A 26,316-nucleotide genomic window follows, 5' to 3' on the forward strand; every position below is an offset into this window, starting at 1 on the left:
TCTTGGCCAAATCTATTCCAAATCTGATAGTTTGCATCGCGGACGGTCTCCTTCGCTGAGTCCAACAGCTCCAGCTTGGCACATTCGATGCCGTGAGGGGCCGTCCACCCATCATTCCGGGGCCGCGCAGCGGAACCCGGAATCCAGAGTGCGGACGCTGCTCGAAATTCCTGGATATTTGCGAAGTCTCGCTTTTCCTTCGACACCAACGCTCTGGATTCCGGGTTCCGCTGCGCGGCCCCGGAATGACGGTCAACATCGGCATATGCGATTGCCCTGCCGTCCATGGGGGGAAGAAAACATAGGCCTCACCCGCCCCGGTTCCAGCCGCGGCCGCGCTCGCCGAACATCTGGTAGCCGCTCTCTGTGACGGCCACCGTGTCCTCCAGCTTGATGAAGCCGCGCGCCGGGTGGAGCATGGTGGTCTCCACCGACAGCACCATGCCCGCTTCCAGCGGGTGGGCGGCGTCGACGCCTTCATAGGTGACCGGGTGGTTGGTCATCAGGAACGGCGCCTCATGGGTGATGACGCCCATGCCGTGGGCGAAGAAGTCGGTGTAGGGCGCGACCGGCGAAGCCTTCAGCCGCTGCTCGCCGGCGGCGATCAAATCGCCGCCCGGCGCGCCGGCGCGGATTTTTCCGAAGGCGGCCTGCTGGACGGCATCGATCTCCGACAGCAAATCCTCCAGTTCGGCATCCGGCTCGCCCAGCACGCCCATGCGGCAGAGGTCACCGATATAGCCGTGATAGTTGCCGCCCGAATCGATCGACAGCACCTCGCCCTTCTTCCACGCCTGCGGCGAGGCGGCGCGGTTGTGGCTGGAGCCCAGCGTCAGCAGGCAGTATTCGAAATGCAGCCCGCGATCGGTCTCCTCCTTGCGCAGCCGCTCGATGATCTCGGCCTTGGTCGTGCCCTCGCCTGCCCATTCGATGGTGGCGAGCATGGAGTCGGTGATGAGTTCGGAAGCGGTGCGCAGCTTGTCCAGCTCCTCCGGCGTCTTGACCGCACGCAGCCGCTCGAACACGCTGGTGGCATCCACCAGCTCGGCGCGGTTGCCGAGCTGTCCGAGCACCGCATGCGCGTCGGACGGCAGGAAGGGGGGCTCGATGCCGATGCGCGCGCCGGGCGCCGCGATCTTGCGGATATGGTCGGCGGCGAGCTGGGCGGCGTCCAGCGTGCCCCAGGCGGCGGCATGCAGCGTCGGCGTCCAGAACGGCCGGTTGGCGTGCTCGCCGCCCTCCATCCGGTTGGCCACATAGGCGGCGTGGTCCGGCCGCCCCTTCTCGTAGACGACCACCGGCAGGTAGCGGCTGTGGCCGATCGCGTCCATGGCAGCGAAGAAGATGAATTTGTAGCCGCCCAGCAGGTACTGGACGTTGTGCTTGGAGGTGGCGACGAGGATGTCGATGCCAGCCTTGTCCATCAGCCGGTCGAGTTTTTCATGGTCGAACGGAACGGCGACCGGCGTCTCGGTTTTGATGTTCATGATCTCTCTCCCTGCCGCGACGGTAGCGTGCATGGCCCTGGCCTGCAACGGCGGTTTGTGATTGCCCTGTGATTGCCCCGCCCTTGTGCCCGGCCAAACCGGCCGTGAAGCCGGCGCTTACCGCCCTGCCGCCAGACGATCGCGCAGAATCCGGTAGAAACCCGCCACCTCCGGCAGTTCTTTCCCCAGAACCTCGAAGCGGGGACCGTCGGCCCTGAGCATCCCGGCATACATGTCGGCGATCAGCGCCGCATGCCAGGCGAGTGCGTCCGCGGTGGCGCGGGGCACGGGCGTCGACACCATGACCGCCTGCGACTTGCCCTTCACCTTGACCAGGTCGAGTTCGGCCAGCGCGATCCGCCCACCGACAAGCCGCGCCGCCGCCTCGCCGACCAGGATCGAGACGCCGAAATTCTTCGTCTCGCTTTCCAGCCGCGAGGCGAGGTTCACCGGATCGCCCAGCGCCGAATAGTTGAAGCGGAAGTCGGAGCCCATGTTGCCGACCACGCAGTCGCCGCTGTTGATGCCGACGCCGATGCGCAGCGGTGTGGGCGCCCGCTCCGAGCCGGCTGCCTCCCGCTCGCGCTCGGCGTTCAGCGCGTCGACCGCGTCCAGCATGGCAAGCGCGGCCTCGATCGCGTGGACCGCATGGTCCGGATCCTCCAACGGCGCGTTCCAGAAGGCCATGATCGCGTCGCCGATATATTTGTCGATCGTGCCGCCGGCCTTGAGGATGACGTCGGAAAGCGGGTTGAGCAGCCGGTTCATCAGCCGCGTGAGCCCTTCCGGGTCGTCCTTCATCTCCTCCGAGATGGTGGTGAAGCCGCGCACGTCGCAGAACAGCACGGTGAGCACGCGCCGCTCGCCGCCGAGCTTGAGCTGGGAAACGTCGTCGGCCAGCCGCTCGACCAGCACCGGCGACAGATATTGCGAGAAGGCGCGGGTGATCCTCATGCGGCGTCGGCGCTCGGCGGCGTAGTCGCGCGCGCTCTGGATAGCAGCGACGCCGGCGAAGGCGAGCGACGGCGCCACCGGCGCCAGGAAGACGCGGCCGTATTGGAGAAGCAGCAGGCTGGCGGCGAAGATGCCGAGCACGGCGGCGATGGAGACCGCCGCCGTGATCCGTCCCGTGCCGCTCCAGACGGAAAGAGCCGCCAGCGCCGCAGCGGCCAAAATTGCGAGTGCGACCGCCACCACCGGCGCCGGCATCACGAAATGGCGGCCGCCGAGATTCTCGAAGATCGTCGCCTGCAACTCGGCGCCGGCGAGCAGCCTGTGGCTGCGCACCGTGTCGGAGGTGGCATAGACGTCGGGTCCGCCGGTGTCGACGCTGGGCGCCGACTGCATCGACAGGCCGACGATAACCGTGCGGCCGCGGAACGCATCGGGCGGCAGGAAGGCGCCGGGATCGAGCGCCTGGTAATAAGACACCGTCTGAAAGCTGCGCGGCGGACCAAAACCTTGGATCAGCGCCCCTGCCGGCACTGCGGGCGCCACGCCGCCGGCGGTTTCGAGCAGCCGCGCGGCAAAACCGTCCGCGTAGGCCGGAACGCGGCGTACGACCCCGTCGCCGTCGAGGCTGATCGAGACGATGCCCGACCGCGCGCCGGATGCCGTGAAGGCCGCCAGCGGTTCCACCCGGATCAGCTGGTCGGCTTGCGGCGTGCGGATCACCGTCTCGTCGGCGGCAAGCACCACGTCGGGCCCCAGCGCCGCGGTGAGCGCATGGTCGCCCGCAGCCGTCGACGGCTCGGAAAAGATGATGTCGAGGCCGATCGCCTCGGCGCCAGCAGCGCGCAGCGCCGTCACCAGGCGGGCATGCAGGTCGCGCGGCCACGGCCAGCGTTGCCCGATCTCCGCCATCGAGGGCTCGTCGATCGCCACGATGATCGGCGAATCCGGCGAGAGCGGCGGCGGCGCAAGCGTCGAGAAATGGTCGAATATCTTCAGCTCGACCAGCCGCCAGGCCGAGGCGAGCGAGGCGGCGAAGACGAGGACGGCCACCGCCGCGGCGATGGCGGCAAGCTGCCAGGCCCGGCGCGCGTCGATGGTCGCGCCGTCGGCCACCTCAGAACCGGACCTTCAGCGAGCCGGTGAAGACGCGCCCCCAGCCCGGCACGTTGGGCGCCACCTCGAACTCCTCGTCGAACAGGTTGTAGGCGGCGAGTTCGAGTTCGAAACGACTGTCCAGCGGCTCCCAGGTGAGGAAGGCGTCGGCCGTCCAGTAGGGGTCGAGCATGATGCCGGAATCGCCGCCGGAGCGCTCGCCGACATAACTCGCGGCGACAGTGACCTTGACGTCGGCCGTGCTCACCCAGGTCAGGCCCAGCCTCGCCGTCTGTTCCGGAACGTACGGGATCAGGCCGCCATAGCTCAGGCTCGACGGATCGCGGTTCTCCGAGTTCGCGTAGGCGAAAGTGGCGAAGGCGCCGAACCCGTGCGTCAGCCAGAGGTTGGCGGTGGCGCTGACGCGGTCGATCCGGCCTTCGGTGAGCGATATCTGGTCGAGGCTGAGCGGGACGGGAATGGCGAGATCGTCGAGCTCCTGGTGCTGGTAGTCGACCGCGGTGAACAGGTGATCCGACCACTGGGCCTCCCAGCGGGCCGCGAAGCTGCTGCTCTTGCCGCCGATGTCGAGCGGCGCCTGGTTCGCCTGCATGCCGATCACGCCGACCGGCGCCAGGGTGAAGGCGTTGAGCGCGCTGCTCTCCTCGATATAGCCAACGCGCAGCCAGTGGCCCTCGAACGGCGCCCAGGCGGCACCGACGCGCGGCTCCGCCCGGAATTCGTCGAGCGCCTCGCCCTCGAACATGGTGCCGAACAGGCCCGCTTCCGCCTTGAGGCTGGGCGTGATGTCGTAGAGGACGTCTGCGTAGATGCGGCCGGTGGTTAGGTCGAAGTTGCTCTCGGTGGTCGTGAGATCCCGCGACACGCCCGGAATATATGTCAGGTTCGATGCGGTGCGGTTCTGATTGAGCATTCCGCCCTCCGCGCCATAGCGCAAAGTCAGATCATCAACTCCCAGCGTGTGGTTCACGCTGCCGAGTACTGAATCACTGTCGGCTTTAACCTCCTGCGCACCGAGACCAGATACCAGATACTGGTCGTTGAGCAGGATAAGGAAGTTGGTAGCCTCAAGGCTGTGACGTTTGAAGCCGGACGCGAACACACCCGCGCTCACCACGTTCCGATACCCAAAAGTATGGCTCCAGGCAGCACCATAACCGCCAGTGCGGTCGTCAACGGTGCGATCGTTTGTGGAACCGAGCAAGTCGAGAGAATTCACGCCGGATGTGTTGGGCGGGACTGGAATCCCAAGCGGCGGAACATAAACCGTGAGACCATTGCGAAGATCATCCTCGGTATCCTGGACCGCGGCAAACAGCACGATGTTGTCGTTCGGAGTCGGGCTGAGCGTCAGATATCCGAAGCCTCCTACCGTCTTGTCGAACAGATCGTACTCTGTGGAAGTCCGGCTCGCATCGGGCTGTATCTCGCCGCGCGACTCCTCGGTATCGCGTTTGGTGAATTCGCCATAGAAGCTGATCGGGAACGGGTAGGCGAGATAGCCCTTCACCTCGGCTTCGCCGGTCCAGCCGCTGGCGTCGCCGCTGAGCCCGCCGCCCTGGATCGCGCCTTCGATGAAGGGCCGGTTGATCAGATTGGCGCCGCGGGAGCGGCCGGCAAGCATCTGCGGTTCGAGCAGCAGACCCTGGATGAGGGACGACAGCGCCGAATCGCCAGCGATCGGCTCGCCGACCGTCTGCCCGTCATAGTCGCCGCTGGTGGTGAACGGATTCGGGCTGCCGGCGATCGCCTGGTCGGCGAGCGCGCTGGCGGAGAACGGATCGAAGACCACGTCGCCATAAAAGCGGCCCCAGGCATCGAGCCCCTGCAGGCGGTAGGCGTGGTTCAGCGTCGAGCCCTGGTCGCGGCTGGCGCTGAGCGCGGCATAGTCGCCGCCGCGGGCGCGCGTGCGCTTCATCGCCTCCTGCGCCGAGCGGATGGCGCGATCGGAATCGTAATCGTCCGCCGCGATCGCCGTCGCGACATTGGCCGTCGCCGGATCATTGGGGTCGAGGCGGTCGGCATTCTCCAGCGCCTGCTCGGCCGGCTGGCGCTGGCCGGTCTCGTAATAGCCGGCGGCGAGCAGCAGCAGCGCCTGCGCGAAGGCGGGGTTGGCGGTGGAGCCGGCGAGCAGGTCCTGCATCGCCTTGTCCATCTCGCCGGTCTTCAGGTGGTAGAGGCCGCGGGCCACCAGGCCGATGTCGAAGCCGGGATCCTCGGCCATCGCCCTGTCGATCTCGGCCTTGGCCTTGGCTAGCCGGTCCTGGCCGAGATAGATCAGCGCCAGGTTGGCGCGCGACACCGGGTCCTGCGGGTCGAGCGCGACCGCCGTCTGCAGCGCCGCCTCCGCCTCGCGCGTCGCGCCGCGCTCGTCGAGCACAAGGCCCAGCGCGTTCCATGCCGAGGAGGAACCCGGCGCCAGCTCGGTCGCCCGCTTCAGGTCGGCAGTGGCGCCGTCGAGATCGCTGTCGATGTCGGCGCGGTAGTTGCCGCGCGCCTCCAGCGCCGTCGGGTCGTCGGGATCGAGCGAGAGCGCCCGGTCGACCGCCTCCTTTACCTGCACCCGGTCGTCGAGCAGCAGCGCCATCTGGGCGCGCGCCGCCGGCAGGGTCGGGTCGTCGGGAAAGCGCAACTCGGCGCGGCGGATGACCTCGACCGCCGCCGGTATGTCCTTGAGGAAGCCGGTCGTCCAGGCCTCTGCCAGCGCGCCATAGGGGCTGACGGCGGCACCCGAAGGCGGCTGCTCGAGATGGTCGGGGTTGGCCAGCGTACGGGCGAAATAGGCGGCGTAGAGGGCGACCTGGCGCCGGCTGCCGGACAGAAGCGGCGCGGCGCGGGAAAGCAGCGGGATCGCCGCGTCGTAGCGCTTTTCGGACGCCGCGATCATGCCGTCGACGAGATCGAGGCGGGCGCGCTGCGACGCATCGAGCGGTAGGCTGCGCGCCCGGTCGGCGGCGCGCTTGCCGGCGCCGCGCCCGTCATAGGAGAGCCCGACTTCGGCCAGCGTCAGCCATTGCTCGGCGGTGCGCCGCGCCTCCGGCACCGCCGCGATCCGCGCCCGTTCGCCGCGCATCCCGGCGCTGGAGAGCGGCGAGGCCGGCATGGCGGCGAAACCGTTCCGCAGCGACAGGTAGAACAGCATCTGCTCGCGGTCGTCCGGGTCGACGATCACGATCTTGGTCGGCGCCTGCCCGATTCTTGCGGAGGCCGCCTCGCCACGCCGCACCGAGACCGAGCCGAATGCGTTGGAAAGCTCGACCTGCCCTTCCAGCACGGTCAGCGAGGTCCGGCCGGAGGCGTCGACCGTCATCGTCCAGTCTGTGCCGCGGATCGCGGCGGCCGCGGCCGGCGTCTCCACGACGATGCCCTCGCCGCCGCGCTCGGCGCGCGCCCAGATGCTGCCGCTCTCCAGGCCGAACAGCGAATCGGCGCCGGGATTGACCTCCTTCACCAGCATGGTGGTGTTGCGGCCGAGCCGGACCTGCGTCTTGTCGGCGAACAGGACGGCGAGATTGCCCTGGGCGTTCGTCCTCAGCACGTCGCCGGCCAGCAGATCCTGGTGGATGTCGACGCCGCGCCAAGTGCTGACGTCGATGAAGCGCACCTCCTCGCCGGTCTTGCGGGCGATCACCGAGCCGGCGGCCGGAGCGTCGCGGGCCACCGGCTCCGCATGCGCCACGGCGGCGCATCCGAGCATCAGACCCGCCGCAACTGCCCCCGCAAGTATTCGCATGCCGCCCGATATTGTTCCCGCCTCTCCTGCCTTATGAAAAGAGAGGAACACCGAAGTCAAGCTTGGGAACCACTATGACCACCAAATATTCACCGCAGGCGACCGCGCCGCGGGGCAAGTTACCGATGTCGTTTTGCTCGAACCGCCACGTCTCTTCGTCCCAAGGCAAGCCGGTTGCGCCGGGTCCGCGGGATCGGCATCATGGAGGGCACAAAGAAAGCGGAGCGGACATGCCAGAGACGCTGCACGTCATCACCCGGGAGCGCCACCTCCACAAGAAATGGCAGCGTCCGACCGGCTACGGCTTCGCCGCGTCGATCAATCTTGCGCCGGTGGGTGCGTCGGAGATCGCGCATGCCGGCCGCGCCTTTCCCCTGGCCTTCGTCGACATGGAAGACGGCGCGACGCTGGTCGCCCTGTTCAGTCTCCATCGCGACCGCAACCTCTTCGTCGCGCCGGACGGACGCTGGCTCGCCTCCCATGTTCCGGCCGCGCTGCAGAATTTTCCCTTCAGCCTCGGCCGCCAGGCCGACGGCAAGTTCGCGCTCTGCGTCAACGAGGCGAGCGGGCTGATCCGCGACACCGCGGTCGGCGAGCACGGCTTTCCGTTCTTCGCCTCCGACGGCACGCCGACGCGCGAGACCCAGGCCATCGCCGATTCGCTGACCCGGGCACGCCGGAGCCTCGACGTCGTGCGCAACGCCGTTGCCGCCCTCGCGACGCGCGGCCTGCTGGAGCCATGGCCGGTGGTCGCCAAGGAGGAGACAGGCGACCGGCGGATCGGCGGCCTCAAGCGGATCAACGAGGCGGCCCTCAACGCGGTCGGAGCCGATGATCTCGTGGCGCTGCGCGATTGCGGCGCGCTCGCCACCGCCTATTGTCAGCTGTTTTCGATGGGCAACATTTCGGTGCTGGGCAGCCTGGCCGGCGCGCAGGACCGCGCCAGGCGGCAGCGCATGGCGATCCCCGCCAACAGCTTCATTCCCGAAGACGACGGTAACCTGAAGATCGACTGGTCGACCTTTCTCAAGGACGAGTGACGCCCCCGACTATTAGGTTCCCGGCGGGAGCATGCGAAAATCCGGCAGGTCGCGCAGCGCCAGCTCCGGTCCGGCCGGCGAATAGACGACGAAGAGCTGCATCGGTCCGTCGCCCGTATTGAGCGTCGAGTGGTAGCGGCTTTCGGGAACGAAGACGGTGCAGCCCGGGCCCACCTTCGCGACCACCGGCTTGCCGGCCTCGTCCTCGACCATCTGCTCGCCATTGCCGGAGATGACGAAGATGATCTCCTCGGCGCCCGGATGGTTGTGGCGGGCATGGCCCTGACCGGAGGGCAGGTCGACCACCCCGCCGGAAAATCGCCTGGCGCCGTTGACCTCCGGCGCCACCGTCAGCGCCAGCCTGCCCCAGTCGAAGCCGAACGCACTTACGTCCTGCGGATAAACGAAGACTTTCGATGTGTCGGTCATGGCCTCATCCCTTCCTTTTCTTCGCCGGCTTCGCCGCTTTGCCCCGCACCGGAAGCGCCTTGAAGTCGGCCGTCTGCTTCGCGATCGCCGCCTCCGCCGGCAGCCGTTCCATCGACGAGGCGCCGTAGAAGCCGTGCAGCCCGTCGATCCGCTCGAGCACGTAGCGCGCGTCCTCCGGCATGGAGATCGGCCCGCCGTGGCAGAGCAGGATCACGTCCTTGCGCACCGAGCGCGCCGCTTCGGCGATGGCGTCGATTTCTGCCACGCAGTCGTCCAATGACTTCGCCGACGTGGCGCCGATCGTGCCGCCGGTGGTGACGCCCATATGGGCGACGACGATGTCGGCGCCGGCCCTGGTCATGGCCTTGGCCTCGTCGGTGTTGAAGACGTAGGGCGTGGTCAGCAGGTCGAGCTTGTGGGCCTCGGCGATCATGTCGACCTCAAGGCCGAAACCCATGCCGGTTTCCTCGAAGCTCTGGCGCATCGTACCGTCGAACAGGCCGATGGTCGGAAAGTTCTGCACGCCGGAAAAACCCATGTCCTTCAGCTCGGCGAGGAAGCGCGGCATGATGACGAAAGGATCGGTGCCGTTGACGCCGGCCAGCACCGGCGTATGCTTCACCACCGGCAGCACCTCGACCGCCATCTCCTTCACGATCTCGTTGGCGTTGCCGTAGGCGAGCAGGCCGGCTGCCGAGCCGCGCCCGGCCATGCGGTAGCGGCCGGAATTGTAGATGATGATCAGGTCGATGCCGCCGGCCTCCTCGGATTTCGCCGACAGGCCCGTACCGGCGCCGCCGCCGACGATCGGCACGCCGCCTGCGATCATCTTCCTGAATTTGTCGACGATCTTTTTTCGCGGAATCAGCGGCATTCTGCCCTCGCCTGGCCGTTGCAATTTTTTGAGACGGGCGTATCGTATTGATATGGATGTCTCACGTCAATCGATGGCGACGGCGGAGCGCGGCCCCCGCGCCCGCACCCGCCGCCTGCTGCTGGACACGGCGAGCCGGCTGATGCAATCGGGCGTGACGCCGTCGGTGACCGAGGCGGCGGAAGCGGCCGGCGTTTCGCGGGCCACCGCCTATCGCTACTTCCCCAGCCAGGCAGCCCTGGTGCAGGCGGTGGTGCATGAAGGGCTGGGGCCGATCCTGACCTGGAAATCGGCGGCAAAGGACACCGGCGAGCGCGTCGACCAGCTGATCGCGACGTCGCTGCCGCGCATCGAGGCCTACGAGGCGACCTTCAAGGCCGCACTGAAGCTGTCGCTCGACCAGTGGGCGCGCCGGCAGGCGGGCACGCTGGGAGAAGAGCCGCGCCTCACCCGGGGCCATCGCGTGGACTTGCTGAAGGAGGCGATCGCACCGCTCCGGGACCGGCTGCCCGCCGCGCAGTTCGACCGGCTCGCGCAGGCGTTGTCGCTGGTGTTCGGCGTGGAGGTGCTGATCGTGCTGAAGGACATCTGGGGTCTCGATGGCGAAGAGACCTTGGCCGTGGCAAGATGGGCGGCGGCGACCTTGGTACAGGCATCCGCCGCGGCCGAAGCGTGAAACTTTCTCGCCAATCTGGTTGGACCAGATAATGGGTAAAGTGAACGTGACTTTTCAAGGGAGTGCTCGACCCGCTGATCCACACCCGCCGGCAGAGAAAGAAAATCGGTTAAAAATCGCGCGTTATGCGAGCGGAGCCGCTTTTGCGGGCGGGAACTGGCCGGCAACAAAGCCCTTGACGACGAACGCATATTGGTAATACCAGATTGTAGAGGGAGGAACAATCGGCTGGGGAGGCCGAGGCACGTCTAGAACCGGCCGGGGAGGGTCGGGCGGCGATGCGGCAGCGAAGGCAGACGGGGCCGAGCATCGCGCTCGGACAACTCGAGAATGCAGTTGCACAAGGGAGGAATTTGGAATGCGCAAGACACTGACCGGTCTGCTGGCCGGCATCGGATTCTCGCTTGCCTGCGGAACCTCGGCGTTCGCGCAGGAACTCACCATCTTCTGGGCGGAGTGGGATCCGGCGAACTACCTGCAGGAGCTCGCCAACCTCTATGAGGCCGAGACCGGCGTGAAGGTGACCGTCGAGACCACGCCGTGGTCCGACTTCCAGACCAAGGCCTTCACCGAATTCAACGCCAAGGGCAGCGCCTACGACATGGTGGTCGGCGACTCGCAATGGATCGGAGCAGCTTCGGAGGCCGGCCACTATGTCGATCTGACCGAGTTCTTCAACAAGCACAAGCTCGCCGAGACCATGGCGCCGGCGACGGTCAAGTATTACGCCGAATACCCGGCCAGTTCCGGGAAATACTGGTCGATCCCGGCGGAGGGCGACGCGGTCGGCTGGTCCTACCGCAAGGACTGGTTCGAGGATCCCAAGGAGATGGAGGCGTTCAAGGCCAAATACGGCTACGACCTCGCACCGCCGAAGGACTGGAAGCAGCTGCGCGACATCGCCGAGTTTTTCCACCGCCCCGACGAGAAGCGCTACGGCGTCGCCATCTACACCGACAATTCCTACGATGCGCTGGTGATGGGCGTCGAGAACGCCATCTTCTCCTTCGGCGGCGAACTCGGCGACTACGCCACCTACAAGGTGGACGGCATCATCAACTCGGACAAGAACGTCGCGGCGCTCGAGGCCTACAAGGAGCTCTACAAGTTCACGCCGCCCGGCTGGGCCAAGAGCTTCTTCATCGAGGACAACCAGGCGATCACCGAGAACCTGGCGGCGATGAGCATGAACTACTTCGCCTTCTTCCCGGCGCTGGTCAACGAGTCTTCCAATCCCAACGCCAAGGGCACCGGCTTCTTCGCCAACCCGGCCGGCCCCGGCGGCGAGCAGTTCGCCGCGCTCGGCGGCCAGGGCATCTCGGTGGTCTCCTATTCGGAGAACCAGGAAGAGGCGATGAAGTTCCTGGAATGGTTCATCAAGGACGACACGCAGAAGAAGTGGGCCGAGCTCGGCGGCTATACCTGCAACAAGGCGGTGCTGGAGAGCGCCGAGTTCCAGAACGCCACGCCCTACAACAAGGCCTTCTACGAGACCATGTTCAAGGTGAAGGACTTCTGGGCGACGCCGGAATATGCCGAGCTGCTGATCCAGATGAACCAGCGCGTCTATCCCTACATCACCGGCGACCAGGGCACGGCCAAGGAAGTGCTCGACTCGCTGGCCGGCGACTGGAACGCGACGTTCAAGAAGTACAACCGGGTACAGTAAGCCCGGCACTGGGGCACATCTGGAGGGGACGGTCCCCGTCCCCTCCTTTTCTTTTCAGGGTTTCCATGGAAGGAATCCGGATTTGGCTACCGCCGTCATGACCCGGCTCGATCCGCAATCGCGCGCCGCCGCCCGCGGCTGGAGCGATCTCACCATCCGCAACCTGTTCGTCATCCCGACGATCCTGTTCCTGATCGTCTTCAACATCTTCCCGCTGATCTACTCGCTCGGCTATTCCTTCACCGACTTCCGCGCCTCGACCAACGCGCCGGCCAACTTCGTCGGGCTGCAGAACTATCGCGAGCTGCTCAACGACCCCTTCATCTGGTCGAACTTCGCCATCACCGCGAAATACGTGATCGTCTCGGTGGTGGGGCAGGTGATCGTCGGCTTCGGCATGGCGATGCTGCTCAATCGCGATATCCCGCTGAAGGGGCTGCTGACCACGCTGCTGCTGCTGCCGATGATGCTGTCCATGGCGGTGGTCGGCCTGTTCTGGAAGCTGCTCTACGATCCGTCCTTCGGCATCATCAACTACGCGCTGGGCTTAGGCACCTTCGAGTGGCTGTCCAATCCCAACATGGCGCTCTACGCCGTGGCGCTGACCGACATCTGGATGTGGTCGCCCTTCGTCATGCTGCTGTCGCTCGCCGGCCTGTCGGCCGTGCCGAAGCATCTCTACGAGGCGGCGGCGATCGACCGCGCCGGGCCGCTCTACACCTTCTTCCGCATCACCCTGCCGCTGGTCGCGCCGATCCTGATGATCGCCATCATCTTCCGCACCATGGAGGCGTTCAAGACCTTCGACCTCGCCTACATCCTGACCAGCCAGCCGACCACCGAGCTGATCTCGATCCGGCTCTACAAGATGGCCTTCCAGGAATGGCAGACCGGCCGCTCCTGTGCGCTCGCCTACATCGTGCTGATCATGATCCTGGCGATCACCAACATCTATGTGAAATACCTGAACAAGGTGAAGGAGCGCTGAGATGGCCGCCGTCCGCACATCCGGCGAAGTCGCGCTCAACCGCGTCGCCATCGCCGCCGTCATCGTGATCACGCTGGTCTTCCTGGCGCCGATCTACTGGATCGCCTCGACCGCCTTCAAGCCGCGCAATCTCGCCACCACCATCCCGCCGACCGTCCTGTTCCAGCCGGAGGTGTCGCCCTGGGTGAAACTGTTCACCAAGCGCTCGCAGCTCAGGACGCAGCCGACGCCGGAGGAATACGAGGCGGCGCCCTGGTGGGAGCGTATCGTCTTCGACGGCGGCGAGAAGGTGGTGCGCGACGGCAGGGGCAACGTGCAATGGTCGGCCTATCCCGACCGCTTCATGAACTCGCTGATCGTGGCGATCACGTCCACGGTGCTTGCCGTCGGCATGGGCACCTTCACCGCCTACGGCTTCTCCCGCTTCAAGATGAAGGGCGAGGCGGACCTTCTGTTCTTCATCCTGTCGACGCGCATGCTGCCCCCCGTGGTGGTGGCGATCCCGATGTTCCTGATGTACCGGATGGTCGGCCTCAACGACACGCATTGGGGCCTGATCATCCTCTACACCGCCTTCAATCTCTCCTTCTCGGTGTGGCTGATGAAAGGCTTCATCGACGAGATCCCGAAGGAATACGAGGAGGCGGCGCTCGTCGACGGCTACACGCGCATGCAGGCCTTCTTCAAGGTGGTGCTGCCGGAGGCCGCCACCGGCATCGCCGCGACGGCCGTGTTCTGCTTCATCACCGCGTGGAACGAATACGCCTTCGCGCTGATCATGACCAACCGCCGCGCCCAGACGGCACCGCCCTTCATCCCCAGCCAGGTCGGTTCCGGCCTGCCCGACTGGACGGTGATCGCCGCCGGCACGGTGCTGTTCCTGCTGCCCGTCGCCATCTTCACCTTCCTGCTCCGCAACCATCTGCTGCGCGGCATGTCGTTCGGAGCGATCCGCAAATGATACGCTCCGACAGACTGCAGCGCATCGCCGAGATCGTCATGGTGCTCGGCATCGTGGCGCTGTGCCAGCCCTGGAACCTGTTCCTGCACCGCTACGGGCTCACCATCATCCTGGTCGGCCTGGTCACCTTCCTGTTCACCAACTGGTTCGGGGCAAAGGTGGTCAGCGACGACGAGGACGCGCCGAAGGGAGAAGGTCATCCATGACCCAGATCGAACTCCGCGGCGTCCAGAAATTCTTCGGCACGGTACAGGTCATCAAGGACCTCAACCTGAAGATCGAGGACAACGAGTTCATCGTGCTGCTCGGCCAGTCCGGCTGCGGCAAGACCACGACGCTGCGCGGCATCGCCGGGCTGGAGACGATCGACGAGGGCGACATCCTCATCGACGGCCAGCCGGTGCAGCATCTCAAATGCTCGGACCGCGACATCGCCATGGTGTTCCAGTCCTTCTCGCTCTACCCGCACATGACGGTCTACGAGAACATCGCCTTCCCGCTGCGCGCCACCCGCATGAGCCGCACGGAGGTCGACAAGGCGGTGCGCGAGATCGCGCAGGTGCTGCGCATCACCGACCTGCTCGGCAGGAAGCCGTCGGCGCTGTCGGGCGGCGACATGCAGCGCGTGGCGATCGGCCGGGCGCTGGTGCGCCGGCCCAAGGCCATGCTGATGGACGAGCCGATCGGCGCGCTCGACGCCAAGCTGCGCGAGGACATGCGCGGCGAGATCAAGCGGCTGCACGTCAAGCAGGGCTCGACCACCATCTACGTCACCCACGACCAGATCGAGGCGATGAGCCTGGCCGACCGCATCGTCATCATGCATGAGGGCGTGCTGCAGCAGGTCGGCAGCCCCGAGGATGTCTACAAATACCCCTCCAACCTGTTCGTCGCGCAGTTCGTCGGCAGTCCGGTGATGAATGTCGCCAAGGCATCCGTCTCGGAAGCGGGCGGCGAGGCCCGTGTGACGGTGGACGGAGCCGCCGAGGGTTTTGCCTTCCCGCGCGAGCTGCTCGGAAAGCTCAACGGCAAGGCGGCGGTTGGCGATCTCAAGCTCGGCATCCGGCCGGAAGGCGTGCTGGTGCGGCACGAGGCGGCGGACGGCTTCCTGCCGGTCGAGGCGCATATCATCGAGCCGCTCGGCTCGCACGACATCGTCGACCTCAGGATCGGCGGCGAGATGCTGCGCGCCCGCACCAAGGCCGGCTATGTCGACAAGGCCGGCGACCGGGTGTTCGCCCGCCTCGACCCCAGCCACGCGCATTTCTTCGACGCGAGCGGGCAGAGCCTGGGGGTGCGGTTGTGATGGGTGGCTTGATCACGATGTTCAGTGCCTCGTCGCACCCCCCTCTGTCCTGCCGGACATCTCCCCCGCAAGGGGGGAGATCGGCGGCTTCGCTGAAGGTACTCTTCCTCCAACGTCGGAGATTGGCGAAACAAAAGCGGCCAGCCAATCTCCCCCCTTGCGGGGGAGATGTCCGGCAGGACAGAGGGGGGTGCGAAGGAACGCCTTGCCCGTCCAGACTTTCCTTTGCAAAGGCCGGCTAACCCATGGCCCATATCCAGCTCAAGACCATCACCAAGAAGTTCGGCGGCCACACCGCGCTGAAGGGGCTCGACCTCGAAATCCAGGACGGCGAGTTCTTCGTCCTGCTCGGCGAGACCGGCGCCGGCAAGACGACGACGCTGCGCCTCATCGCCGGGCTGGAGAAGCCGACCGAGGGCAAGATCTTCATCGACGGCACCGACGTCGGCGACTGGGGCGCGGCCGAACGCGACGTCGCCCTGGTGCTGCAGCAGTATTCGCTCTACCCGCGTTACACGGTGCGCGAAAACCTCGAATTCCCGCTGAAGTCGAAAATCCGCCGGGTCGAGCCGGCCGAGATCGCGGAACGAGTCACGCGGGTCGCCAAGACGCTCCGCATCGAGCACCTGCTCGACCGCAAGACCGACCGCCTCTCAGGCGGCGAGATGCAGCGCGTCTCGATCGGCCGGGCGATCGTCAGGAAGCCGCGCGTCTTCCTGATGGACGAGCCGCTGTCGGCGCTCGACGCCAAGCTGCGCGAGGCACTGCGCACCGAGCTCAAGAACCTGCAGATGCATCTCGGCGCCACCTTCCTGTTCGTCACCCACGACCAGATCGAGGCGATGTCGATGGGCGACAAGATCGGCGTGCTCGACAAGGGCCGGCTGGTGCAGACCGGAACGCCGAAGGAAATCTACTCCAACCCGCTCAACACCTTCGTGGCGCGCGCCGTCGGCTCGCCGCCGATGAACCTGCTGGACGGCACGCTGGCCTCCGGCCGGGCGGTGATCGCACCGAAGAGCTTCGAACTGCCCTGCGGGAGCGCCGCGCCTGCCCGGGGAGCGGACGGGCGGCCTCTCGTCTTCGGCATCAGGCCGGAGGACGTGGTGATCGAAGCCGGCGCGCCGGTGGAGGCGATCGTGCACGACGTCGAGAACCATGGCGTGGAGAAGATCGTGACGCTGCGGGTCGGCGACTGGATGCTGCACGCGACCGCGCCGGCCCGCGTCGATCTCGCCATGGAGCAGACCGTGCGCTTCGACTGGAACCCGGAAAAGGTCGCGCTGTTCGACCGCGCCACCGGCGTCAGCCTGCGCCACGCGGGGTAGGCACCGGTCGTGAACCCGGATTTCGGGCATTGCCAATCAATCCCACCAGTCCGGCCACCCTCCCGGTTCATGAGCTATCGCATTCACACATCTCGCACTTGGCCGCGCCGTTCCCAACTCCGAGATGAAGAAAATCTCTTCAACGATGCCGGCAAAGCCAGTTTCCAGATGTGTGAATCCGATTGCGGCTCATGAGGGCGAGGAGCCCGGGCTGGAGACGGGCCGGCATCACAGCGTTCCTCTCTTCTGGGCAAGTGGCGCAGCGAGCCGGTGAGGGACGCTTCATCGACCAAACTTGCAGCCGAGGTACGAGATCCGCCGACGGCATTCCGGGCTCCGACTACCGCAACTCGCGCATGCGCATTTCCAGGAACTGTCGCTCGCAGGCGTGCTGCGACAGGCGGATCGCCTCCTCATAGGCTTCGGCCGCCCCGGTGCATTGCAGCCGGCGGAGGAAATCGGCGCGGGCGGCGTGGAAAGGCTGATAGCCGGACAGCGCCGGCCGCAGCGGCTCGAGCATGGCCAGCGCCGCCTGCGGCCCCTCGGCATAGGAGAGCGCCACCGACTGGTTCAGCCGCACCACGGGGTTCGGCGCCAGGCGGTAGAGCTCGTCATAGATCAGCACGATCTCCGGCCAGCCGGTGCGCGCGTGGTCGGGTGCCTCGGCGTGGATGGCGCTGATCGCCGCCTGCAGCTGGTAGGGGCCGGGCCGGCCGCGTTTCAGGGCCGCCTCCACCAGGGCAAGCCCCTCGCGGATGGCGTTGCCGTCCCACAGCGCCCTGTCCTGCCGCTCGAGCGGCACCAGCCCGCCGGCGTGGCGCGCGGCGCGGCGGGCATGATTGAGCAGCATCAGCGCCAGCAGTCCTTCGATCTCCGGCTCCTCCGGTCGCAGCGCCAGCATCACCCGCGCCAGCCGGATCGCCTCCTCGCACAGGTCCACGCGGATGCGGCGCTCGCCGGCGCTGGCCGCATAACCCTCGTTGAAGATGAGATACAGCACGCCCAGCACGGATTGCAGCCTCGCCGGCCAGGCGTCGTCGTCCGGCACCTCGTAGGGGATGCCGGCGCGCCTGATCTTGTCCTGCGCACGCACCAGGCGCTGCGCCATCGCCTCCTTGCCGTCGAGGAAGCAGCGGGCGATCTCGGCGGTGGTCAGGCCGCCCAGCGTACGCAAGGTCAGCGCCAGCCGGCTCTTGCGGTCGAGCGCCGGATGGCAGCAGGTGAAGATCAGCCGCAGCCGCTCGTCCGCAATCGCCTCGGGCTCGGCGGCCTCGACGCTGTCGGCGTCGAGCGCCAGCAGCACGGCATATTGCTCCTGCTTGGCTCTGAAGTTCACGTCGCGGCGGATACGGTCGATCGCCTTGCGCCGCGCCGTCTGGATCAGCCAGCCGCCGGGCGAGGCGGGCGGGCCGTTTCGCTGCCAATGGACGAGCGCCGATTCCAGCGCATCCTGCAGGCAATCCTCGGCGAGCTGGAAATCGCGCAGGTTGCGGATCAGCGACGACAGCAGCCGCCCCCAGTCGTCGCGCACGATCTGCTCGATCGCGGCGCGCACGGGCTGCGGGGCGGCGGCATCCGTCATCGGTTCAGCCGAAGCTCATGACCGGCCGGATCTCGATGGCGCCATGCCGCGCCGTCGGGATCATCGCCGCATAGCGGATGGCCTCGTCGAGATTGTCGCAGTCGAGCAGGTAGAAGCCGCCGAGCTGTTCCTTGGTCTCGGCGAAGGGCCCGTCCATGGTCTCGACCTTGCCGTCGCGCACCCGGATCGTCGTCGCCGTGGAGACGCCGTTCAGCGCCTCGCCGGCAACCAGGACGCCGTCGCGGGCATAGGTCTCGTTGGCCGCCTGATATTCGGCGAGATAAGTGCCGAACTCCGGTGTCCCATAGGGAGGCTCGGACGCCTCGGCGGAATAGATGAGCGCGATGTATTTCACGGTGAAGCTCCCTTCTGCGGCCCGTTCCGGGCGATGATGCCTTGGAAAGCAAGGCGTGCAACCGAAAACGAACGGCACCCGACGGAATCGACATGCGACAGGAGAATTTTTGCCCCGTCCGTGGCGGCAGCCGCATCCTCCCTCCCCAGGCGGCCATTCCACCTTGCTGGCAATCATCCCAGGCGGCCGCCGTGAAGAACCGCTTCATCCCGGCCTCCCCGGCGTTCTCCGCCGGCGCCGGGCGGGCAGTCGCGCGGTGCCCGGCTCACTCCTCCCTGCTTCCCTCGGCACGCGCTCCAGTCTCCGTCAACGGGCCTGTCCGACCACGGATGGGCTGAGGAAATCCACGGACTGCCGGCGCAGATGCGCCAGGCACGGCTGCGACGAGTCTCGGCCCGCCGCTCCTGCCGCACCATGGCCGTCCCGCCGAACGCGAGGCTGAACTGCCCGGCGCCGCCTCCGACGCACCCACACGATCTGCCGTGCAGCCGGCCCCTCGACCATTGCCCGCCAGGACCAGCCAAAACGCAGCCGGCCGGCTCATCCGATCCTGTCGCCGGAATCCGGATCGTCCGGGATAACCCGATCTTTTTTCAAAACCTCCAACTTCCAGACGGAAACCTTGTCGATTCCGCAAAACGCCGTTCGTCAACGGATCGCAACCCCATCCGCGATACGGAGACTTCCAGATGTCCTTTCAGATAACCGCCCTCTATGCCTCCATCCTCACCGTTATGGTGATCGTTCTCGCCAATGTCGTCAGCGCCAAGCGAGGGCGTTCCGGCATTTCGATCCTCGACGGCGGCGATGCCGACCTGGCGCTGTGGATGCGCCGCCACGGCAATCTCGTCGAGAACGCTCCGCTCGCCCTTCTGCTGATGGCGTTCTGCGAAGCACGCGGCCTCGGCCCGACCTGGCTGCACGCCATCGGCATCGTGCTCATCGCATCGCGCGCCCTGCACCTCGTCGGCCTCGACGCCAAACGCGTCACCTCGCCGCTGCGGATCGCCGGCGGCGTCGGCACCCAGCTCGCCATGCTCGCCGCCGCCGCCTATCTGCTGTGGCCGTACTGACCGGGTCGCACGACCAACCGTCGGACCGGCGGCAGCGCCGCCGCATCCCGGCGCCCGACCGGTCCGGCTCCACCCGTCAGCCGCCGCAACCATCCGGCGGCCGGTCGATCCGCCCACCCTTCCCCTCGCGCGCGTCCTAAGCCGCCTGTGCCAGCCTTTCCCCGACGATGCGGTAGGAGATCGCCTCGGCAAGGTGAATGCGGCGGACGTCCTCGCTCTGGTCGAGATCGGCAAGCGTGCGCGCCACCTTGAGCACGCGGTGATAGGCGCGCGCCGAAAAGCCGAGCTTTTCGCTGGCGTCGCGCAGCAGCGCCTCGCCGGCGGCGTCCAGCCTGGCGATCTCCTCGACCAGCGCCGTCGGGCAGTGGGCATTGGTGGCGACCACGGCGCCGATCTCCTCGAAGCGCCGCCGCTGGATCGCCCGGGCCGCCGCGACGCGCTGCGCTACCGCGGCGCTGGGCTCGGACTTCGCCGGGCGGATCAGGTCGGCGGCGCTGACGGCCGGCACCTCGACCCGCAGATCGATGCGGTCCATCAGCGGTCCGGAGATGCGGCCCTGGTATTCGCTGCGGCAGCGCTCGCCGCGCGCGCAGCGATAGCCCGGCTCGCCCGCCATGCCGCAGCGGCACGGGTTCATCGCCGCGACGAGCTGCAGCCGCGCCGGGTAGGTGACGCGGGTGTTGGCGCGGGCGATCACGCATTCGCCGGTCTCGATCGGCTGGCGCAGCGAATCCAGCGCCACCGGCGAGAATTCCGGCAGCTCGTCGAGGAAGAGCACGCCGTGATGGGCGAGCGACACCTCGCCCGGCCGCACGCGCAGGCCGCCGCCGACCATCGCCGCCATCGAGGCGGAGTGGTGCGGCGCGCGGAACGGCCGCCGGTCGGTGAGCTTTCCGCCGGCCAGCTCGCCGGCGATGGAGGCGACCATCGACACTTCGAGCAGTTCCTTCGGCGACAATGGCGGCAGGATCGAAGGCAGACGCTGCGCCAGCATCGATTTCCCGGAGCCAGGGGGGCCGACCATCAGAAGGTTGTGGCCGCCGGCCGCCGCCACTTCCAGCGCCCGGCGCGCCGTCTCCTGCCCCTTGATGTCGGCGAGGTCGGGAAGATTGTCGGCCGGCACATGCACCTTGGCCTCGGGCCGGGTCAGCACCTGGGTGCCGCGGAAATGGTTGGCGATGGCGACCAGGCTGCGCGGCGCCAGGATGTCGATGTCGGCGCCCGCCCACGCCGCCTCCGGGCCGCAGGCGGAGGGGCAGATCAGGCCCTTGCCCTCGGCATTGGCGCCGATCGCCGCCGGCAGCGCTCCGGCGACCGGCGCGATGGTGCCGTCGAGCGACAGTTCGCCAAGCACCACATAGCCGGCAAGAGCATCGCCGGGCACCGCGCCGAGCGCCGCCATCAGTCCGAGCGCGATCGGTAGGTCGTAGTGGCTGCCTTCCTTCGGAAGATCTGCCGGTGCCAGGTTGACGGTCACTTTCTTGGCCGGCATCGACAGGCCGGAAGCGTGCAGCGCCGCCTGCACCCGCTCGCGGCTTTCCGCCACCGCCTTGTCGGGCAGGCCGACGATGTGCATGCCGGCCTTGCCCGGCGCGACCATCACCTGCACGTCGACGGGAACCGCCTCGACGCCCTGGAATGCCACGGTACGCACGCGCGAAACCATGCCCGCCCTCTCCAGCAGCGGGGTTTTCCCCTTCCCCGCGCAGCCTGGAGTGAAGCACAGAACGCCGCACTCCGCAAGAACATTAAGAGAACAAAATGATGGCTCGATGTCCGGGTAGCAACGGTGAAGACGTGCTGGACGGCGCTCCACGGCAGCCCCTCACCCCCGCTTCGCCTCCACCGCGTCCCAGAACAGCGCGGCGATGTCGGCGCCGCCAAAACGCTTCACCTCGCGCACGCCGGTCGGCGAGGTGACGTTGATCTCGGTCATGTAGTCGCCGATGACGTCGATGCCGACCAGGATGAAGCCGCGCTCTCTCAGCGACGGACCGATGCGCGCGCAGATCTCGCGCTCGCGCGCCGTCAGCTCGGTCTTCTCGGCGCGGCCGCCGACATGCATGTTGGAGCGGCTGTCGTGCTCGGCCGGCACGCGGTTGATGGCGCCCACCGCCTCGCCGTCGATCAGGATGATGCGCTTGTCGCCCTTGCGCACGTCCCTGAGATAGCGCTGCACGATGAAGGGTTCGCGGAACATCTGCGAGAACATCTCCAGCAGCGAGGCGAGATTGCGGTCGGCCTCGGCGAGGTGGAAGATGCCGGCGCCGCCATTGCCGTAGAGCGGCTTGACGATGATGTCGCCATGCTCCTTGCGGAAGGCGGCGACCTCCTGCGGGTCCCTGGTGATCAGCGTCTCCGGCATCAGGTCGGGAAACTCGGTGACGAATATCTTTTCCGGGCTGTTTCTCACCCATGCAGGGTCGTTCACCACCAGCGTCCCCGGGTGGATACGCTCGAGCATATGGGTGGTGGTGATGTAGTTCATGTCGAAGGGCGGATCCTGGCGCAAGAGCACCACGTCCATCTCCGACAGATCGGTGCGGACCGGTTCGCCGAGCGTAAAATGGCTGCCCTTCTCGTCGCGCACAGACATTTCCTCGACCCGGGCGAACACCTTTCCGCCGTCCAGCGTCAGCCGGTCGGGCGTGTAGTGGTAGAGCGCATGGCCGCGCCGCCCGGCCTCCAGCGAAAGGGCGAAGGTGGTGTCGCCGGCGATGTTGACCGTCGACACATGATCCATCTGGATGGCGATGTTCAGGGGCATGTCGCAAAACTCCGGGCGCAACCGATGCCGATGTATAGGCTTGGGCCCGCGCTGCCAATCCCACCGGCCAAGAGCACGCCGCCGATACGTTTCCTCAATACTTTGCCGCCATTATCCGCCGGCGCGTCGCATGGAATACAGGAAGTTTGATGCAGCCGTCCTTCGCCCCCGGCCCGGACCGCAGCGAAAGCGCCGACCTCGCTTTCACGGATCCCTTGACCGGGCTGGGCAACCATCGGCGTTTCTCCGACAAGATCGACCGGCTGATCAGCGACCGCGCCGACGATCCGGCGCCGTTCACCGTGGGAATCCTCGATCTCGACGGCTTCAAGCCGATCAACGACCTGTTCGGGCGAAGGGCCGGCGACGACATCCTCGTGCAGGTGGCTATGCGGCTGCGCGCGGCGATGGACGCCGGCTCGACCGTGGCGCGCGTCGGCTCCGACGAGTTCGCCTTCCTCTTTCCCATGGTGTTTTCCGAGGAGGCCGCCTCGGAGCGCGCCAAGATGCTGATCGAGATCATCTCGGCCCCCTACGACGTCGGCGACCGCATGGCGCGGCTGTCCGCCTCGGTCGGCTGCTCGCTGTTCTATTCCGGCGACGAGACGACGGAAGTGCTGGTCGACAAGGCCGAGACCGCGCTCTACCACGCCAAGCGCTCCGGCCGCGGCAAGGTGGTGGTCTATACGCGCGAGATGGAGGAGGCGGCCAAGCGGGTGACCCGCATCGAGCAGGCGCTGCGCCGCGCCGTGGCGGCGGGCGAGGTCGAGCCGCATTTCCAGCCCATCATCGACCTGGAGACACGGCGGGTGCGCGGCTTCGAGACGCTGGCGCGCTGGACCGACCGGGATCTCGGGCCGGTGTCGCCGGCGATCTTCATCCCCATAGCCGAGGAGCGCGGCATCATCGGGCCGCTGTCGCAGCTGGTGCTGCGCAAGGCGACGGAAGCCGCGCGCAACTGGCCGCGCGACCTGTTCCTGTCCTTCAACCTGTCGCCGTCGCAACTGGTCGACCAGAACACCGGGCTGCACATCCTCACCATCCTCGACCGCACCGGCTTCGACCCGCGCCGTCTGGAGATCGAGATCACCGAGACCGGCCTGATGAACGATCCGGTATCGGCCGGCAAGATCGTCGAGGACCTGCGCCGCTGCGGCATCCGCGTGTCGCTCGACGATTTCGGCACCGGCCTGTCGTCGCTGGGCCGGCTGCGCGAGTTCCATTTCGACAAGCTCAAGATCGACCGCAGCTTCGTGTCGTCCATCCTCGACGACAGGCCGTCGGAGCACATCATCCGCGCCATCCTCGCCATGTGCGAGGGGCTGGGCATGGAGGCTGTCGCCGAGGGCATCGAGAAGGAGGGCCAGGCGGCCCGCCTCAGCGAGTTCGGCTGCCAGGGCGGGCAGGGTTATCTGTTCGGCCGGCCGGCCGACGCGGAGACGACGCTCGGGCTGCTGCGCGACACGATCCGGGGCAGGCCGGCGCTGGTCGCCGTCTGAGCTCATCCCGTCGGAAACGGCGACGGCGCGCGCTGTCCGCAGCCCCGCGAAATGCCATGACCCCGCGCAAGATTCCTGTCGCGCCGGACGCCCCGACGGGCTAAAGGATGGCCCGCCAAATCCCTGACGAGAAGAGACTTTTGCCATGGCGCATCCGGCCCGATACAGCGACCTCGACGGAGCGGCGGTGCTGATCACCGGCGGCGGCTCCGGCATCGGAGCGGCCCTCACCGAAGGTTTCGTCGAGCAGGGCGCGAAGGTCGCCTTCCTCGACATAGCGGCGGGACCGAGCGAGGCGCTGCGCGACCGCCTGGGCAAGGCCCACGGCTCCGCCCCGCTCTACATCCGCTGCGACCTGCGCGACGTCGAGGCGCTGCGCGCCGCGATCGGCCAAGCCGAGGCGGCGCATGGCGCGGCGACGGTGCTGATCAACAATGCCGCGCTCGACGACCGGCACGAGGTGGCCGACGTCACCGTCGACTATTGGGAGAACAATCTCTCGATCAACCTGCGCCCGCATTTCTTCACCGCACAGGCGGTGGCGCCCGGCATGCGCGCGGCCGGCGGCGGCTCGATCATCAACTTCACCTCGACCTCCTTCATGATCAACCATCCGGACATGCCGGCCTATACCGCCGCCAAGGCCGGCATCGTTGGCCTGACCAAGGGCCTTGCCGGCAAGCTCGGCCCGTGGGGCATCCGCGTCAACGCGGTGGCGCCGGGCTGGGTCATCACCGAGCGGCAGCGCGAGCTCTGGGTGAGCGACGACGCCCTTGCCGTGCATGTGGCGCGCCAGTGCATCCGCGAGGTGATGAAGGCCGAGGACATGGTCGGCCCCTGCCTGTTCCTCGCCTCCGGCGCCTCGCGCATGCTGACGGCGCAGACGATGATCGTCGACGGAGGCTTTCTGTGACGGACGCCAAACGGGCGGCGGTCGCGGCCGCCGACTGGGGGACCACCCGGCTGCGGGTCTGGCTGCTCGACGCGGCCGGCGGCGTCATCGCCGAACGGCGCAGCGACGAGGGCCTGCTGGCAGCGCAGCCCGACCGGTTCGAGGCCATCCTCGAGCGGCAGCTCGCCGAAATGGGAGCGCCGGTGTCCCTGCCGGTGGTCATCTGCGGCATGGCGGGATCGCGCCAGGGCTGGGTCGAGGCGCCCTACATCACCGTGCCCGCCTCGCTCGGCGAGATTTTCGGCGCGGCCGCGCGCGTGCCCGCGACCGCTCGCGACATCCGCATCGTGCCCGGCCTGGCGCAGCGCGACGCGGACCGTCCGGACGTCATGCGCGGCGAGGAGACGCAGCTTGCCGGCGCGCTGGCGCGGCTCGGCGCCGGACGGCATCTTGCCTGCATGCCCGGAACCCATTCGAAATGGGTCGAGCTGGCTGATGGCGCCGTCGCCGGCTTCCAGACCTTCATGACCGGCGAGCTCTTCTCGGTGCTGTCGGCCCAGTCGATCCTGCGCCATTCGGTCGACGCGGAGGCGAAGGTGGACGCCGCCAGTCCGCTGTTCGCGCGGTGGTGCGAAAATGCCGTCGCGTCGCCCGCGCCGCTGGAGACCAGTCTTTTCCGCATCCGCGCCGCAACCCTGCTGCAGGGGTTGGAAGGCGCCGACGCGGCGGCCGCGCTGTCCGGCCTTTTGATCGGCGCCGAGATCGTCGCCGCCAGGGCGCGCTTCGCGGTCGAGAGCGGGCCGGTCGTGCTGATCGCCTCCGGCGCCATGCGCGACCTCTACGCCGAGGCGCTCGGGCTCGCCGGCTTTGCGGCCACGATCATCGACGCCGACGAGGCGGTGCGCGGCGGGCTTGCCGAGGCCGCCCGGCACATGGGCATGACGGGAGACGCGGCATGAAGGTGGCTTTCCCGGCGCTGCGGCGCAATCTCGTCGCCATCCTGCGCGGCCTGCGGCCGGAGGAAGCGGTCGCGGTGGGCACGGCGGTGTTCGAGGCCGGCATCGAGGCGATCGAGGTGCCGCTCAACTCGCCCGACCCGTTCCGCTCCATCGAGGCGCTGGCCAGGGCCCTGCCCGCCAAGGCGCTGATCGGCGCCGGTACGGTACTTTCGGCGGACGAAGTCGACCGGCTGCACGATGCCGGCGGGCGGCTGCTGGTCAGCCCCAACATCTACGCCGCGGTGATGCGGCAGGCGGGAAAGCACGGCATGGTCACCATGCCCGGCGTGTTCACGCCGACGGAAGCCTTCGCCGCCTTGCAGCTCGGCGCGTCGGCGCTGAAATTCTTCCCGGCGAGCGTGCTCGGCCCCGGCGGCATCGCCGCGATCCGCGCCGTGCTGCCGTCCGATACGACCGTCGGGGTGGTCGGCGGCGTCTCGGAAGCCGATTTCGCGGCCTATGCCAAGGTCGGCGTGCGCACCTTCGGCCTCGGCTCCAGCCTGTTCAAGCCGGGCATGAGCGCGGCCGAAGTGGGGCAGCGGGCGCAGGCGGCGGCGCAGGCCTGGGACGTGGTGTTCAAGGCAGCCTGACG

At 67.4% G+C, this 26,316-nt stretch carries 22 protein-coding genes; 13 read left to right on the forward strand and 9 right to left on the reverse strand.

The features are described 5' to 3' along the window. Window positions 1-308: 308 nt before the first annotated feature. From C7I84_RS16025 to C7I84_RS16035, 3 genes are all read right to left on the reverse strand, one after another. Window positions 309-1,487 carry a M24 family metallopeptidase gene (locus C7I84_RS16025; RefSeq protein WP_106773214.1) on the reverse strand — a complete coding sequence of 393 codons (1,179 nt, stop codon included), beginning with the start codon at window positions 1,485-1,487 and terminating at the stop codon, window positions 309-311. A gap of 117 nt (window positions 1,488-1,604) precedes the next feature. Next, the gene (locus C7I84_RS16030; RefSeq protein ID WP_106773215.1) at window positions 1,605-3,554 is read right to left on the reverse strand and encodes a CHASE2 domain-containing protein; all 1,950 of its coding nucleotides are present in this window, start codon (window positions 3,552-3,554) and stop codon (window positions 1,605-1,607) included. Between the two features lies 1 nt (window position 3,555). Then, window positions 3,556-7,251 carry a FecR domain-containing protein gene (locus C7I84_RS16035; protein ID WP_245428461.1) on the reverse strand — a complete coding sequence of 1,232 codons (3,696 nt, stop codon included), beginning with the start codon at window positions 7,249-7,251 and terminating at the stop codon, window positions 3,556-3,558. A gap of 266 nt (window positions 7,252-7,517) precedes the next feature. Here C7I84_RS16035 and C7I84_RS16040 point away from each other — a divergent pair, with 266 nt between their 5' ends. Then, window positions 7,518-8,327, forward strand: coding sequence for a SapC family protein (locus tag C7I84_RS16040; RefSeq protein WP_165816099.1), 810 nt, complete (start codon window positions 7,518-7,520; stop codon window positions 8,325-8,327). A gap of 12 nt (window positions 8,328-8,339) precedes the next feature. On the opposite strand, the gene C7I84_RS16045 is transcribed toward C7I84_RS16040, so the two are convergent. Together C7I84_RS16045 and C7I84_RS16050 are read right to left on the reverse strand one after the other, a co-directional pair. Continuing rightward, complete coding sequence (locus tag C7I84_RS16045) at window positions 8,340-8,756, reverse strand: cupin domain-containing protein (RefSeq protein ID WP_106773218.1); 417 nt, start codon at window positions 8,754-8,756, stop codon at window positions 8,340-8,342. A 4-nt stretch (window positions 8,757-8,760) separates the two neighbouring features. Further along, window positions 8,761-9,630: a phosphoenolpyruvate hydrolase family protein gene (locus C7I84_RS16050; protein WP_106773219.1), complete on the reverse strand. Its 870-nt coding sequence runs from the start codon at window positions 9,628-9,630 to the stop codon at window positions 8,761-8,763. A gap of 52 nt (window positions 9,631-9,682) precedes the next feature. Between C7I84_RS16050 and C7I84_RS16055 the strand changes: the two genes are divergently transcribed. The 7 genes from C7I84_RS16055 (at window position 9,683) to C7I84_RS16090 (ending at window position 16,558) form a co-directional block, all read left to right on the forward strand. Then, the gene (locus tag C7I84_RS16055; protein ID WP_106773220.1) at window positions 9,683-10,306 is read left to right on the forward strand and encodes a TetR/AcrR family transcriptional regulator; all 624 of its coding nucleotides are present in this window, start codon (window positions 9,683-9,685) and stop codon (window positions 10,304-10,306) included. Between the two features lie 358 nt (window positions 10,307-10,664). Continuing rightward, entirely contained in the window at window positions 10,665-11,975 is a 1,311-nt protein-coding gene (locus C7I84_RS16060) for an ABC transporter substrate-binding protein (protein ID WP_106773221.1), read from the forward strand. 82 nt (window positions 11,976-12,057) lie between these two features. Continuing rightward, the gene (locus C7I84_RS16065) at window positions 12,058-12,963 is read left to right on the forward strand and encodes a carbohydrate ABC transporter permease (protein WP_106773222.1); all 906 of its coding nucleotides are present in this window, start codon (window positions 12,058-12,060) and stop codon (window positions 12,961-12,963) included. A gap of 1 nt (window position 12,964) precedes the next feature. Continuing rightward, window positions 12,965-13,924 carry a carbohydrate ABC transporter permease gene (locus tag C7I84_RS16070; protein ID WP_106773223.1) on the forward strand — a complete coding sequence of 320 codons (960 nt, stop codon included), beginning with the start codon at window positions 12,965-12,967 and terminating at the stop codon, window positions 13,922-13,924. After that, a complete protein-coding gene (locus C7I84_RS16075) occupies window positions 13,921-14,130 on the forward strand; it encodes a hypothetical protein (protein WP_106773224.1) in 210 nt (69 codons plus the stop codon). The genes C7I84_RS16070 and C7I84_RS16075 overlap by 4 nt, the downstream gene beginning before the upstream one ends. Continuing rightward, entirely contained in the window at window positions 14,127-15,230 is a 1,104-nt protein-coding gene (locus tag C7I84_RS16080) for an ABC transporter ATP-binding protein (RefSeq protein ID WP_106773225.1), read from the forward strand. Before C7I84_RS16075 ends, C7I84_RS16080 begins: the two co-directional genes overlap by 4 nt. Window positions 15,231-15,475: 245 nt before the next feature. Next, window positions 15,476-16,558, forward strand: a complete 1,083-nt coding sequence (locus C7I84_RS16090; RefSeq protein WP_106773226.1) for an ABC transporter ATP-binding protein — start codon at window positions 15,476-15,478, stop codon at window positions 16,556-16,558. A 340-nt stretch (window positions 16,559-16,898) separates the two neighbouring features. Here the strand turns inward: C7I84_RS16090 and C7I84_RS16095 are convergent, their stop codons facing one another. After that, entirely contained in the window at window positions 16,899-18,140 is a 1,242-nt protein-coding gene (locus C7I84_RS16095) for an RNA polymerase sigma factor (protein WP_106773227.1), read from the reverse strand. A gap of 4 nt (window positions 18,141-18,144) precedes the next feature. Continuing rightward, window positions 18,145-18,495 (reverse strand): YciI family protein, encoded by a 351-nt coding sequence (locus tag C7I84_RS16100; RefSeq protein WP_106773228.1) that lies wholly within the window; start codon window positions 18,493-18,495, stop codon window positions 18,145-18,147. Window positions 18,496-19,184: 689 nt separating this feature from the next. Between C7I84_RS16100 and C7I84_RS16105 the strand changes: the two genes are divergently transcribed. Beyond that, the gene (locus tag C7I84_RS16105; RefSeq protein ID WP_106773229.1) at window positions 19,185-19,568 is read left to right on the forward strand and encodes an MAPEG family protein; all 384 of its coding nucleotides are present in this window, start codon (window positions 19,185-19,187) and stop codon (window positions 19,566-19,568) included. 136 nt (window positions 19,569-19,704) lie between these two features. Here the strand turns inward: C7I84_RS16105 and C7I84_RS16110 are convergent, their stop codons facing one another. Both C7I84_RS16110 and gshB read right to left on the reverse strand, forming a co-directional pair. Next, a complete protein-coding gene (locus C7I84_RS16110) occupies window positions 19,705-21,234 on the reverse strand; it encodes a YifB family Mg chelatase-like AAA ATPase (RefSeq protein ID WP_106773230.1) in 1,530 nt (509 codons plus the stop codon). A gap of 159 nt (window positions 21,235-21,393) precedes the next feature. Then, window positions 21,394-22,335: a glutathione synthase gene (gene gshB / locus C7I84_RS16115; RefSeq protein ID WP_106773231.1), complete on the reverse strand. Its 942-nt coding sequence runs from the start codon at window positions 22,333-22,335 to the stop codon at window positions 21,394-21,396. A 149-nt stretch (window positions 22,336-22,484) separates the two neighbouring features. On the opposite strand from gshB, the gene C7I84_RS16120 reads away from it, so the two are divergent. The 4 genes from C7I84_RS16120 (at window position 22,485) to C7I84_RS16135 (ending at window position 26,314) form a co-directional block, all read left to right on the forward strand. Then, a complete protein-coding gene (locus C7I84_RS16120) occupies window positions 22,485-23,834 on the forward strand; it encodes a putative bifunctional diguanylate cyclase/phosphodiesterase (protein ID WP_106773232.1) in 1,350 nt (449 codons plus the stop codon). Between the two features lie 145 nt (window positions 23,835-23,979). Further along, a complete protein-coding gene (locus C7I84_RS16125; RefSeq protein WP_106773233.1) occupies window positions 23,980-24,747 on the forward strand; it encodes an SDR family NAD(P)-dependent oxidoreductase in 768 nt (255 codons plus the stop codon). After that, on the forward strand, window positions 24,744-25,685 hold the full coding sequence (locus C7I84_RS16130; protein ID WP_106773234.1) for a 2-dehydro-3-deoxygalactonokinase: 942 nt from the start codon (window positions 24,744-24,746) through the stop codon (window positions 25,683-25,685). The genes C7I84_RS16125 and C7I84_RS16130 overlap by 4 nt, the downstream gene beginning before the upstream one ends. Continuing rightward, window positions 25,682-26,314, forward strand: coding sequence for a 2-dehydro-3-deoxy-6-phosphogalactonate aldolase (locus C7I84_RS16135; RefSeq protein ID WP_106773235.1), 633 nt, complete (start codon window positions 25,682-25,684; stop codon window positions 26,312-26,314). Before C7I84_RS16130 ends, C7I84_RS16135 begins: the two co-directional genes overlap by 4 nt. Window positions 26,315-26,316 lie beyond the last annotated feature (2 nt).

This window comes from Kumtagia ephedrae (genome assembly GCF_003012745.1).
Classification (GTDB): Bacteria; Pseudomonadota; Alphaproteobacteria; order Rhizobiales; family Rhizobiaceae; genus Kumtagia; species Kumtagia ephedrae.

What these genes read in the sequence shown, in the direction of transcription:
- C7I84_RS16105 (WP_106773229.1), top strand. Translation starts at nt 19,185, where the DNA reads ATGTCCTTTCAGATAACCGCCCTCTATGCCTCCATCCTCACCGTTATG.
- gshB (WP_106773231.1), bottom strand. Translation starts at nt 22,335, where the DNA reads ATGCCCCTGAACATCGCCATCCAGATGGATCATGTGTCGACGGTCAAC.
- C7I84_RS16110 (WP_106773230.1), bottom strand. Translation starts at nt 21,234, where the DNA reads ATGGTTTCGCGCGTGCGTACCGTGGCATTCCAGGGCGTCGAGGCGGTT.
- C7I84_RS16025 (WP_106773214.1), bottom strand. Translation starts at nt 1,487, where the DNA reads ATGAACATCAAAACCGAGACGCCGGTCGCCGTTCCGTTCGACCATGAA.
- C7I84_RS16070 (WP_106773223.1), top strand. Translation starts at nt 12,965, where the DNA reads ATGGCCGCCGTCCGCACATCCGGCGAAGTCGCGCTCAACCGCGTCGCC.
- C7I84_RS16055 (WP_106773220.1), top strand. Translation starts at nt 9,683, where the DNA reads ATGGATGTCTCACGTCAATCGATGGCGACGGCGGAGCGCGGCCCCCGC.
- C7I84_RS16125 (WP_106773233.1), top strand. Translation starts at nt 23,980, where the DNA reads ATGGCGCATCCGGCCCGATACAGCGACCTCGACGGAGCGGCGGTGCTG.
- C7I84_RS16095 (WP_106773227.1), bottom strand. Translation starts at nt 18,140, where the DNA reads ATGACGGATGCCGCCGCCCCGCAGCCCGTGCGCGCCGCGATCGAGCAG.
- C7I84_RS16060 (WP_106773221.1), top strand. Translation starts at nt 10,665, where the DNA reads ATGCGCAAGACACTGACCGGTCTGCTGGCCGGCATCGGATTCTCGCTT.
- C7I84_RS16050 (WP_106773219.1), bottom strand. Translation starts at nt 9,630, where the DNA reads ATGCCGCTGATTCCGCGAAAAAAGATCGTCGACAAATTCAGGAAGATG.
- C7I84_RS16135 (WP_106773235.1), top strand. Translation starts at nt 25,682, where the DNA reads ATGAAGGTGGCTTTCCCGGCGCTGCGGCGCAATCTCGTCGCCATCCTG.
- C7I84_RS16035 (WP_245428461.1), bottom strand. Translation starts at nt 7,251, where the DNA reads ATGCTCGGATGCGCCGCCGTGGCGCATGCGGAGCCGGTGGCCCGCGAC.
- C7I84_RS16040 (WP_165816099.1), top strand. Translation starts at nt 7,518, where the DNA reads ATGCCAGAGACGCTGCACGTCATCACCCGGGAGCGCCACCTCCACAAG.
- C7I84_RS16120 (WP_106773232.1), top strand. Translation starts at nt 22,485, where the DNA reads ATGCAGCCGTCCTTCGCCCCCGGCCCGGACCGCAGCGAAAGCGCCGAC.
- C7I84_RS16075 (WP_106773224.1), top strand. Translation starts at nt 13,921, where the DNA reads ATGATACGCTCCGACAGACTGCAGCGCATCGCCGAGATCGTCATGGTG.
- C7I84_RS16090 (WP_106773226.1), top strand. Translation starts at nt 15,476, where the DNA reads ATGGCCCATATCCAGCTCAAGACCATCACCAAGAAGTTCGGCGGCCAC.
- C7I84_RS16045 (WP_106773218.1), bottom strand. Translation starts at nt 8,756, where the DNA reads ATGACCGACACATCGAAAGTCTTCGTTTATCCGCAGGACGTAAGTGCG.
- C7I84_RS16080 (WP_106773225.1), top strand. Translation starts at nt 14,127, where the DNA reads ATGACCCAGATCGAACTCCGCGGCGTCCAGAAATTCTTCGGCACGGTA.